Source organism: Neobacillus jeddahensis (assembly GCF_000612625.1).
Taxonomy (GTDB): Bacteria; Bacillota; Bacilli; order Bacillales; family Cytobacillaceae; genus Neobacillus; species Neobacillus jeddahensis.
In genome coordinates this window covers 15,771-27,363 of sequence record NZ_CCAS010000057.1, presented here as the reverse complement: position 1 = coordinate 27,363, position 11,593 = coordinate 15,771, and the positions used below count along the sequence as shown (strand labels likewise).

9 protein-coding genes are annotated in these 11,593 nt (G+C 38.3%); all 9 read left to right on the top strand.

The features are described from left to right. Positions 1 to 214 precede the first annotated feature (214 nt). The 9 genes from TY15_RS18805 to TY15_RS18765 all read left to right on the top strand — a co-directional run bounded on the left by TY15_RS18805 (position 215) and on the right by TY15_RS18765 (position 11,442). A complete protein-coding gene (locus tag TY15_RS18805; RefSeq protein WP_040205033.1) occupies positions 215 to 1,882 on the top strand; it encodes a ribonuclease J in 1,668 nt (555 codons plus the stop codon). A 114-nt stretch (positions 1,883 to 1,996) separates the two neighbouring features. Then, a complete protein-coding gene (locus tag TY15_RS18800; RefSeq protein ID WP_040205035.1) occupies positions 1,997 to 2,752 on the top strand; it encodes a ClpP family protease in 756 nt (251 codons plus the stop codon). Continuing rightward, complete coding sequence (locus TY15_RS18795; protein ID WP_040205036.1) at positions 2,749 to 2,988, top strand: YlzJ-like family protein; 240 nt, start codon at positions 2,749 to 2,751, stop codon at positions 2,986 to 2,988. Before TY15_RS18800 ends, TY15_RS18795 begins: the two co-directional genes overlap by 4 nt. Before the next feature lie 142 nt (positions 2,989 to 3,130). Continuing rightward, a complete protein-coding gene (locus tag TY15_RS18790; RefSeq protein ID WP_040205038.1) occupies positions 3,131 to 5,479 on the top strand; it encodes a DNA translocase FtsK in 2,349 nt (782 codons plus the stop codon). Between the two features lie 329 nt (positions 5,480 to 5,808). Next, a complete protein-coding gene (locus tag TY15_RS18785; protein WP_040205039.1) occupies positions 5,809 to 6,534 on the top strand; it encodes a GntR family transcriptional regulator in 726 nt (241 codons plus the stop codon). A gap of 90 nt (positions 6,535 to 6,624) precedes the next feature. After that, positions 6,625 to 7,707: a BMP family lipoprotein gene (locus tag TY15_RS18780; RefSeq protein ID WP_040205041.1), complete on the top strand. Its 1,083-nt coding sequence runs from the start codon at positions 6,625 to 6,627 to the stop codon at positions 7,705 to 7,707. A 199-nt stretch (positions 7,708 to 7,906) separates the two neighbouring features. Then, positions 7,907 to 9,442 (top strand): ABC transporter ATP-binding protein, encoded by a 1,536-nt coding sequence (locus TY15_RS18775; protein ID WP_040205042.1) that lies wholly within the window; start codon positions 7,907 to 7,909, stop codon positions 9,440 to 9,442. Continuing rightward, a complete protein-coding gene (locus TY15_RS18770; RefSeq protein WP_040205043.1) occupies positions 9,435 to 10,481 on the top strand; it encodes an ABC transporter permease in 1,047 nt (348 codons plus the stop codon). Before TY15_RS18775 ends, TY15_RS18770 begins: the two co-directional genes overlap by 8 nt. A 1-nt stretch (position 10,482) precedes the next feature. Further along, complete coding sequence (locus TY15_RS18765) at positions 10,483 to 11,442, top strand: ABC transporter permease (protein WP_040205044.1); 960 nt, start codon at positions 10,483 to 10,485, stop codon at positions 11,440 to 11,442. Positions 11,443 to 11,593 lie beyond the last annotated feature (151 nt).

The following is an 11,593-nucleotide window of genomic DNA, read 5'->3' as shown; positions in this document are numbered from 1 at the left end:
TTATGCGTCAAATATGGGTATGTATAACTAAAATAGCTATTATTGGTTGTAAAGGTTTTCTGCAATCAAGTATAATAATCATAACTGATCTCGATCGGATAGATTAGCGGTAGCGACCGTTTTGCGAAGTTTATAAGTAGCTGGTTGTTGGAGCTGGACAATTTTCGAAGTCAAAAAATGATAAATTGCTGATCAACATAGGAGGAAACGGAAATTGATAAAGAGAAAAAATACATCCATTAGGCTCATTACACTTGGGGGTATCGGAGAAATTGGAAAGAATATGTATCTTGTTGAAGTGGACAAGGATATATTTATCATTGATGCTGGCTTAATGTTCCCTGAGGAAGAAATGCTTGGTATCGATATGGTCATTCCTGATATCACCTATTTAAAAGACAATAAAGAACGAGTGAAGGCCATCTTTTTATCTCATGGTCATGAAGACCATATCGGTGCACTTTCATATGTGCTTCATCAAATTGACGTACCTGTTTATGGAACAAAATTAACACTTGCCCTTGCCAATGCCAAGCTAAAGGAACTGGAATTTAAGGGTAGAGCACAGTTTATTGAAGTGGATTCTGACACAATTGTGGAATTAGACGCAGTCGATGTTAGTTTTTTTAAAACCAATCATAGCATACCAGATTCGGTTGGAATTTGTATCCACACATCTGAAGGAATTATTGTTTATACTGGGGACTTTAAGTTTGATCAAGCTGCAACGAAGCTATATAAACCTGAAATTGGTAAAATGGCCTCGATTGGCGATCAAGGAGTCCTATGTTTACTGTCTGACAGTACCGAAGCAGAAAAACCTGGCTATACAACTTCAGAAATGATGGTTGAACGCGAAATGTCAAACGCATTTTATTATACCCATGGAAGAATTATTGCGGCCTGTTTTGCATCAGATATAAACCGGATACAGCATATTTTTAATGCTGCTAAAGAAAACGGTCGTAAAGTCGCCGTAGTGGGGAAAAGCCTGGAGAGAATCTATCATATAGCACTTGATTTAGGCTACCTGGAGGTAGATGAGGAATTAATCATTCCAGTTAACGAAATTAAGAACTATCAAGATCGTGAAATAGTTGTCTTAATGACAGGTAGCCAAGGTGAACCAATTGAAGCTCTGCAGAAAATGGCCAAACAATCACATAAGCTTTTAAATATTCAACCTGGGGATACTGTTTTAATAGCTGCTTCACCATTACGGGGAAGTGAAGTATTTTTATTTAAGACGATTGATATGTTGTTCAGAGCAGGTGCTAATGTCATATCTGGGAAACGGACGGTTCATGTTTCGAGCCATGGAAGTCAGGAAGAGTTAAAATTTATGATTAACTTAATGAAACCGAAATTCCTGATACCAGTGCATGGAGAATATCGGATGTTGAAGGCACACCGAAAATTGGCTATAGAAGGTGGACTTGCAGATGAACAAATTCTAATCCCAGACCGGGGAGATGTCGTGGAATGGAAGGATGGAACATTATCCATTACAGGAAAGGTTCCATCTGGGAATGTTCTAATTGATGGTATTGGTGTTGGGGATGTAGGTAACATCGTTTTACGTGATAGAAGGCTATTATCCCAAGATGGCATTTTCATTGTGGTAGTCACATTAACGAAGCAGGAAAAGAAAATTGCCGCGGGACCTGAAATCATTTCAAGAGGCTTTGTTTATGTACGCGAATCGGAAAAATTAATGGATGATTCTACAAAGTTAGTGCGGGAGATTGTGGCAAGAAATACAGCCAAAGGTTCGTTTGAATGGGCAAGTCTAAAACAGGAAATTAGAGATGAATTAAATCGTTCTTTATTTGAAAAAACGAAAAGAAGACCCATGATTTTGCCAATTATTATGGAAGTATAGCATAAAAGACAAAAGGTACTAGGCGTCGTCCTAGTACCTTTTTGTATTGGGAAAGCATGAAATCATTTCATAGGTTCATACTAAAAATATATCATGCTTGAAGGGAGTAATAGGATGAATAACGATGTGCAAAAAAATGATGCGGATCAACAAGAAGGCCATGAACCTCAAAAAGAGGAAAAGCCTTCTTCTACATTAATAGAGAAAATTCAGCAGCTCGGACAAACTAATGTACCACAGCTTTCAGCTGATTCTAGAATTCATTGCTTAACAATTATTGGCCAGATTGAGGGGCATTTAGCTTTGCCACCACAAAATAAAACAACAAAATATGAACATTTGCTGCCACAACTAGTGGCAATTGAACAAAATCCAAAAATTGAGGGGGTACTGATAATCCTTAATACAGTTGGAGGTGATGTTGAAGCAGGACTAGCTATATCGGAAATGATTGCTTCGATATCAAAGCCAACCGTTTCCATTGTATTAGGTGGGGGACATTCTATTGGAGTGCCGATAGCTGTATCATGTGATTACTCTTTTATTGCTGAAACAGCTACAATGACGATTCATCCCATTCGATTAACGGGACTTGTAATTGGCGTTCCCGCAACCTTCGAATATTTGGATAAAATGCAAGAACGGGTTGTAAATTTTGTTACAAAACATTCTAAAATTACGGAGGAAACATTTAAAGATTTAATGTTTGCAAAAGGAAATTTAACGAGAGATATTGGGACAAATGTTATCGGGATAGATGCTGTGAAGAGTGGATTAATCGATGAAGTAGGTGGGCTTGGTCCAGCCATGAAAAAGCTAAATGAGATGATTGACCTTCAGAAGGAGAACAATGAGGGGCTGATTCAATGATCTTATATACGATGATGCCAAATGAGCTTATTTTTCCATATGAACCAGAAGCTGTGGGAAAGCAACAAATGATAACCTATCAGGGTATTCCACTGTTAGTCGAGCTTACAGATCAACAACAGGCTCACGTTGTTCGAATCGTAAGCAGTGACCCACAACATTTTATGAATGAGCAGATTTGTCCTGGTGCAAAAATTTCTTTCCATTCAATCCAAGGATTGTCCGCAATGCAATAGTAGATTATGGTATAATTATATTAACCAGACAAGAGCAGCCAAATAGGCTGCTTTCCTAATTTTATGAGATAAGATTAGCGAAAAAGGCTTCGTACATATTATCAATTAGAAAATATACCAAACTGAAATTTAAGGTGATTAGATGGCCAAAAAAAAGAGAAGAAAACCAAAAAAGAGAGACAACCATTTAAAAAAGACTGTTCAATATGAATTATCAGCGCTTGCTATTTTAGCGTTAGCGATTATTTCAATTGCTAAACTCGGAGCAGCTGGCAAAGCAACTGTTTTATTCTTCCGTTTTTGGATGGGTGAATGGTATATGCTGAGTTTAATTGGACTTGTCGCATTAAGTGTGTATTTAATGTGGAAACGAACAATTCCTTTTTTCTTCCATATTAAATTAGTGGGTAGCTATTTTATCGTGTCTGCTATTTTACTGCTAAGTCATGTAACGCTTTTTCATTTATTGACAAACGATGGGAAGTTTAAAGATCCAAGTGTCATTGCCAATACGTGGGAGTTATTCATGATGGAGCTTCGAGGGGAGACTAGCACCACTGATCTTGGGGGAGGAATTCTTGGAGCCATTTTGTTTGCAGTATTTCATTACCTATTCGCAGAAACGGGAACGAAAATTATCGCGTTTATATTCATTTTAATTGGGATTATTTTACTGACAGGCAAGTCTTTTGGAGATCTTGTAGGGAAAATGATGATAACTTTATTTGATTTTGCGAAAAACCAATGGACTGCCTTTAAAACAGATATGTCCGAATGGAAACAAAATCAAGAAGAACGTAGAAATGCGAAAATGGTACAGAAAGAGAAAGAAAAAGAAAATCGACAAAGTGAAAGTGTGGCTGTAATAAACAATCAGCCACAGGTTGTGCCTGAAGAAACTAGAATACCTGAACCGATTATTTCGAGCTTTGCCGACCGAGCATATGTGGATGTGGCCTCAAATGATAAGAATCCAAAAGAACAATCAAAAGAACGTAAAAGTAATCAGGAAGATGAAGGCGATGACCAATCACCACCAATTACGTTTACAGAAGTAGAAAATGTGGCATACGAATTACCGCCACTTAGACTATTGAAACTACCAAAGAAAACGGATCAAAGTGGAGAATATGAGCTAATCCATGCAAATGCCGCCAAGCTTGAACGGACATTTCAATCATTTGGAGTTAAAGCCCGCGTCACCCAAGTGCACTTAGGACCGGCAGTAACGAAGTATGAGGTACACCCAGACGTGGGAGTGAAGGTTAGCAAAATAGTTAGCTTAAGCGATGATATCGCCTTAGCCCTGGCTGCTAAGGGTATTCGAATAGAGGCACCAATTCCAGGGAAATCCGCAATTGGAATTGAAGTTCCAAATACGGAGGTTGCGATGGTTTCTCTAAGGGAGGTACTTGAAGCGACTCAAAATGATAAACCAGATGCCAAGCTTTTAATTGGCCTTGGCAGGGATATCACAGGAGAAGCTGTTTTGGCAGAATTAAATAAGATGCCTCATTTACTAGTTGCAGGTGCAACGGGAAGTGGAAAAAGTGTTTGTATAAATGGGATTATTACTAGTCTTTTGATGAGGGCAAAGCCTCATGAAGTAAAACTAATGATGATTGATCCAAAAATGGTGGAACTCAATGTTTATAACGGAATTCCTCATCTCCTTGCACCCGTTGTGACAGATGCTAAAAAAGCTTCACAAGCATTAAAGAAAGTTGTAAGTGAAATGGAAAGACGGTATGAATTATTCTCTTATACAGGTACGCGGAATATTGAAGGCTATAACGATCACATTAGAAAACATAACTTGGAAGAGGATGACAAACAACCTTTATTACCGTATATTGTTGTCATTGTTGATGAGTTAGCTGATTTAATGATGGTTGCCTCTTCAGATGTGGAAGACTCCATCACCCGACTTGCTCAAATGGCACGTGCGGCAGGGATTCATCTCATTATCGCTACACAACGACCATCAGTAGACGTCATTACTGGCGTTATTAAAGCGAATATTCCATCAAGAATTGCCTTTGCCGTGTCAAGTGCAACTGATTCAAGGACCATCTTGGATATGGGAGGGGCGGAGAAGTTACTTGGTCGAGGTGATATGTTATTCCTACCAGTAGGAGCATCGAAGCCTGTTCGCGTCCAAGGTGCTTTCTTATCGGATCAAGAGGTAGAAGATACTGTTGAATTTGTTATTTCTCAACAAAAAGCTCAATATCAAGAAGAAATGATTCCCGATGATATTCCGGAAGTCACGGGAGCTGTTGAGGATGATTTATATGAAGATGCAGTTGACCTCATTATTGATATGCAAACAGCGTCGGTTTCCATGCTACAGCGTCGTTTCCGTATTGGTTATACTAGAGCGGCTCGCCTGATTGATGAAATGGAAGCACGCGGAGTTGTCGGCCCCTATGAAGGTAGTAAACCCCGGGCGGTACTTCAAACAAAACCAAAAGAGGAACAAAGTTCATAGTAAAAAAAGAGCCGTTTGGCTCTTTTTTTTTATACTATTTTCAAGGAAATTCGATACTATAGTAATAGGGAGGAGGATTTGAAATAAGTAATAATTCCTGATTTTTTTCTAAAGATAGCTTGATGCCATTTTGAAATATAAATTATAACAGAATATCTCTTAATAAAATCAACAAATTTGTGACAATTTTAATCTTCAGACCTTTTTTCGACGAAATATTGAATTCCTATTTATTTATGACAAAAAAAATGTTAATATAAATCCGATTAGTAGGAATGATATCAGATATCAGATGTCTGATGTCTTAGGAAAAGCCTGGAGGAAACAGCATGTCTATTAAGTCAGATAACCGGCATTTATATTTACAAGTAATTGATCGGTTGAAGCAAGATATTGAAAAAGGGTTGTATAAAGAAAAAGAAAAATTACCTTCTGAATTCGATCTTGCTAAACAGCTAGGGGTAAGCAGGGCAACTCTTCGGGAAGCACTCCGCATTCTAGAGGAAGAAAACGTTATTATTAGGCGCCACGGAGTTGGAACCTTTGTAAACGCTAAGCCGATGTTTACTTCAGGAATTGAACAACTTAATAGTGTCACTGACATGATCAAACAAGCTGGGATGAAGCCAGGAACGATTTTCCTAAGTTCATCGACTCAAGCTCCTACCGAAGAGGATATTCGTCGTTTCTCATGTTCTACTAGTGAAGAGATTTTTATTATGGAGAGGGTCAGAACCGCAAACGGTGAACCGGTCGTCTATTGTATCGACAAGGTTCCAGAACGCATTTTGCCGAAAACATTTTCCCATGAGGAAGAATCAATATTTCAGATATTAGATGAAGGCGCAAATCGCAGAATTACATACGCGGTTGCTCAAATTGAGCCTTTGGGCTATCATGAAAAAATCTCTCCAATTTTAGAATGTGATCCGGAAACAGCATTGTTAGTTTTAAAACAAATGCATTTTGACGAAATGGATGAACCTGTCCTATTTTCGGTAAACTATTTTAAGGCTGACAAATTTAGTTTTCATGTATTAAGAAAAAGAATTTGATTTTTTTTACTACGAATGTAAACGCAATCAGTCATCCTTTTCAAAACATTTCTACTAAATCAAACAAACATTCTTAGGGGGTACAATATCTTGAAGAAGCGTAAAATTGGAATGGCCCTATCTTTAGTTCTTGCTGCTGGGACACTTTTAGGTGCTTGTGGAAAAAGTGATGACACAAGTAAAGAAGAATCTAAAGGTGGAGAAAAAGAAAAGGCATTCTCTGTTGCAATGGTTACGGATGTCGGTGGGGTTGATGACAAATCATTTAACCAATCAGCTTGGGAAGGCCTAAAAAAGTTTGGTGCAGATAATGGATTGAAAAAAGGTAAGGACGGATTTGATTACGTTCAATCAAAATCCGATGCAGACTATTCTACCAACTTAAATACTCTTGCACGTCAAGATTTTGATTTAGTATTTGGTATTGGTTTCTTGATGCAAGGTGCTGTAGACGAAATAGCAAAGCAACAAAAAGATCATCAGTTTGCGATCGTGGATTCTGAAGTTGACCAACCTAACGTTGCAAGTATCTTGTTCAAAGAACAGGAAGCTTCTTTCCTTGCCGGTGTAGCTGCTGCTATGACAACTAAATCCAATAAAATTGGCTTTATTGGCGGCGTTGAGGGAGCTGTAATTGAACGCTTTGAAGCAGGCTTCGTTGCTGGTGTTAAAGCTGCAAAACCTGACGCTGTTGTTGATATCCAATATGCTGGTGCGTTTGATAAGGCAGAACTTGGGCAATCAATTTCTTCAAAAATGTACGCTTCTGGAGCTGACGTAGTATTCCACGCTGCCGGTGGTACAGGAGTTGGATTATTTAAAGAAGCTAATGACCTTAAGAAAAAAGATCCATCTCGTGAAATTTGGGCAATCGGAGTGGATAGTGACCAAGCCAATATGGGTCCAGATGTTGTTCTTACTTCTGCTCTTAAACGAGTTGACAATGCCGTTATTGACATTTCTAAAAAAGCAAAAGACGGTAACTTCCCTGGTGGAGAAGTTGCATTATACGGTCTTGCTGAAGATGGAGTTGGATTAGCTCCAATTAATGACAAAGTGTCGAACAAGGCTGATATTGATACAGCTGTTAATGAATGGATTGAAAAAATCAAGTCTGGTGCTGTGAAAGTTCCTGGAACACGTGACGAATTAAAAACTTTTAGTGCAAAATAGTTGTCTAGGGAATAAGCGGGGATATTCACCGCTTATTCCTTCTAAATGAAATCCTAACTGAAGCGTAGAATTTCGATTCTGCTTTTCATTTATGATTTTAGTGGGGAGTTATCCCCATTTTTTAAAAACTCTGAAAGGTCTGACCTCTTACTACTTCTGGTCAAATTTTCCTTTTATCTTAGTACAGGGAGTGAAAAAGTTGGAATATGTAATCGAAATGCTTAACATCCGTAAAGAGTTTAATGGCTTTGTTGCGAATGATAACATAACCCTGCAATTAAAAAAGGGTGAGATTCATGCATTATTGGGAGAAAATGGTGCAGGGAAATCAACCTTAATGAATGTCTTATTTGGTTTATATCAGCCTGAGGCGGGTGAAATCCGAGTAAAGGGAAAGCCGGTGAAAATATCTGACCCTAATATTGCCAATGATCTTGGAATTGGAATGGTTCACCAACACTTTATGCTAGTGGATACATTTACTGTCACCGAAAATATTATTCTCGGTAGGGAGATTACTACAGCTGGCAGCATTGACATTAAAAAAGCAGAGAAACAAGTTCGTGAAATTTCAGAACGCTATGGCTTGTCTGTTGACCCGCAGGCAAAAATTTCTGATATTTCCGTGGGAATGCAACAAAGGGTAGAAATATTAAAAACACTTTATCGCGGAGCAGAAATCCTAATTTTTGATGAGCCGACCGCGGTGTTAACACCACAAGAAATTAAAGAATTAATACAAATAATGAAAACGCTTATAAAAGAAGGTAAATCTATTATTCTTATAACACACAAGTTAAAAGAAATTATGGAAGTGTCTGACCGTTGTACGGTTATCCGTAAAGGTAAGGGCATTGGAACTGTCACAGTTAGCGAAACAAATCCGAATGAACTTGCCAGTTTGATGGTTGGTCGAGAAGTTGTATTTAAAACTGAAAAGAAAGAAGCAACACCAAAAGAGGATGTTCTAGAGATAACGGATTTGACTGTAAAAGATACTCGTGGTGTCTCAGCAGTGAATGGCTTAAACCTGTCAGTTAAAGCAGGCGAAATTGTTGGGATTGCCGGTATAGATGGCAATGGTCAATCCGAATTCATTGAGGCGATAACAGGACTACGGAAAGCTGAAAGTGGCAGTGTTAAGTTAAATGGTAAGGAACTCATTAACCAAACACCACGTAAAATAACTGAATCTGGTGTGGGTCATATCCCGCAGGACAGACATAAACATGGTCTAGTCTTAAACTTCCCTATTGGCGAAAACATGGTATTACAAACGTATAATAAGAGACCATTTTCAAAAAATGGCATTTTAAATTTTAAAGAGATTTATAAAAAGGCGAAATCGTTAATTAGTGAGTACGATGTTCGTACACCAAGTGAGTATACATTAGCGCGAGCATTGTCTGGAGGAAATCAGCAAAAGGCGATCATCGGTCGTGAAGTAGACCGGAATCCTGATCTACTCATTGCTGCACAACCAACCCGTGGGCTTGATGTGGGTGCCATTGAGTTCATCCATAAAAGATTGATTGAGCAACGTGATAATGGAAAAGCCGTCTTGTTGGTCTCGTTTGAATTAGATGAAATCATGAATGTTAGTGATCGAATTGCTGTTATTTACGAAGGAAAAATCGTAGCCATTGTGAATCCGAAGGAAACAACTGAGCAGGAACTTGGCTTGTTGATGGCAGGGTCAAATAGAAAAGAAGCAGGTGAACATTCCAATGTCTAAACGTTTTAAAAGTTTATTAACACCAATTATTGCGGTATTATTAGGTATTATTGTTGGAACCATAATCATGGTGGTTAGTGGATATAATCCTGTAACAGCCTTCACTGCTCTCTGGAATGGGTCATTTGGTGACATCTATTATATCGGAGAGGTAGTTCGACAATTTACTCCATATATTTTAGCTGGTTTAGCAGTCGCTTTTGCCTTCCGTGTTGGTTTATTTAACATCGGAGTTGAAGGTCAATTTTTAGTTGGCTGGCTTGCAGCTGTATGGGTAGGGGTGGCCTTTGATCTTCCTCGAATCATTCATTTACCACTCGCAGTTTTGGCTGCAATGGTAGCAGGTGCACTATGGGCATTTATTCCTGGATTATTAAAAGCACGCTTCCGTGTTCACGAGGTTATCGTGACAATTATGATGAACTACGTAGCATTGCATGTTTCCAATTATATAATTAAAAATATTATTACTGATAATAAAGATAAAACAGATCTTGTTAAAGAATCAGCGACATTGAGATCTGATTGGTTACAGAGCATAACTGATTACTCTCGTCTTCACTGGGGAATTGTTATCGCCATTATTGGCTGTTTTGTGATGTGGTTCTTACTTGAAAGAACTACAAGGGGATTTGAATTACGATCAGTAGGCTTTAACCAACACGCTGCACATTATGCAGGAATGAATGTAAATAAAAATATTATTTTATCAATGGTCATTGCCGGTGGATTTGCGGGATTAGCTGGTGCAATGGAAGGTTTAGGTACGTTTGGATATGCAACCGTGAAAGGTGGATTTACAGGTGTTGGTTTCGACGGGATTGCGGTTGCCTTACTAGGCGGAAATACTTCTTTAGGCGTATTCTTCTCGGCCATCTTATTTGGGGCATTAAAAGTAGGTGCATTAAATATGCCACTTGAAGCTGGTGTACCAAATGAACTAGTTGATATCATTATTGCGTTAATTGTATTCTTTGTAGCATCAAGTTATATAATAAGGGTATTTCTTGACCGAATCAGTAAGAAGGAGGTGAAGTAAGATGAGCTTAATGGAAATCTTAATGATCGTTGTTCCATCCACATTACTATGGGCTGCTCCTCTTGTCTTCACTGCATTAGGCGGTATATTCTCAGAGCGTTCTGGAGTTGTAAATATTGGACTGGAAGGATTAATGGTAGTAGGAGCTTTTTCAGCTATCGTTTTCAATTTAACATTTGTAGAAACATTTGGAAGCTGGACACCATGGATTGCTATTTTAGTTGCCATGGTAGCAGGTGCTATCTTTTCTATTTTACATGCTGTAGCGGCTATCACATTCCGTGCTGACCATACCGTTTCCGGTGTTGCAATAAACTTACTTTCAACTGGATTAACTTTATTCTTAGTTAAATTAATCTATGATAAAGGTGAAACAAACATTATCAGTAAAGGCTTCAGTAAAGTAGATATTCCGCTTTTAAAGGATATTCCTATTATTGGGAAGATATTTTTTCAAAACACATATTGGACTTCTTTTTTAGCGATTGTTGTTGCAATTATTGTATGGTATATCGTATTCAAAACACCATTTGGTCTTCGTTTGCGTTCAGTTGGTGAACATCCAATGGCAGCAGATACAATGGGGATTAATGTAACAAAAATGCGTTATCTAGGCGTCATTATCTCTGGGGCATTTGGTGGAATTGGCGGAGCAGTTTATGCTCAGTCGATTACTTCAAACTTCAGCCACTCCACGATAAGTGGTCAAGGTTTCATGGCGATGGCGGCGATGATTTTTGGTAAATGGCATCCGCTTGGAGCGATGGGTGCAGCAATTTTCTTCGGGTTTGCCCAAAGTATTAGTATTATCGGATCAAGCTTACCATTCTTGAAAGAGATTCCAAGTGTGTATTTACTAATTGCACCATATGTGTTAACCATCATCGCGTTGACAGGATTCATCGGTCGTGCCGATGCACCGAAAGCAAGTGGTACCCATTATATCAAAGGTAGCAGATAAATAATTAAATTCGAGAACCCTCCATTGCCGAGGGTTCTCTTTTATTTTCCTTTAGGACTATTTACTTGTATTGAACAAGCATGTCAAATTATAGTAGTAAGTATAGGTTTTATTCAAAAGGAAAAGATATAAAGAAAAATGTTTACATATT

What these genes read in the sequence shown, in the direction of transcription:
- TY15_RS18795 (WP_040205036.1), top strand. Translation starts at nt 2,749, where the DNA reads ATGATCTTATATACGATGATGCCAAATGAGCTTATTTTTCCATATGAA.
- TY15_RS18785 (WP_040205039.1), top strand. Translation starts at nt 5,809, where the DNA reads ATGTCTATTAAGTCAGATAACCGGCATTTATATTTACAAGTAATTGAT.
- TY15_RS18800 (WP_040205035.1), top strand. Translation starts at nt 1,997, where the DNA reads ATGAATAACGATGTGCAAAAAAATGATGCGGATCAACAAGAAGGCCAT.
- TY15_RS18765 (WP_040205044.1), top strand. Translation starts at nt 10,483, where the DNA reads ATGAGCTTAATGGAAATCTTAATGATCGTTGTTCCATCCACATTACTA.
- TY15_RS18790 (WP_040205038.1), top strand. Translation starts at nt 3,131, where the DNA reads ATGGCCAAAAAAAAGAGAAGAAAACCAAAAAAGAGAGACAACCATTTA.
- TY15_RS18770 (WP_040205043.1), top strand. Translation starts at nt 9,435, where the DNA reads ATGTCTAAACGTTTTAAAAGTTTATTAACACCAATTATTGCGGTATTA.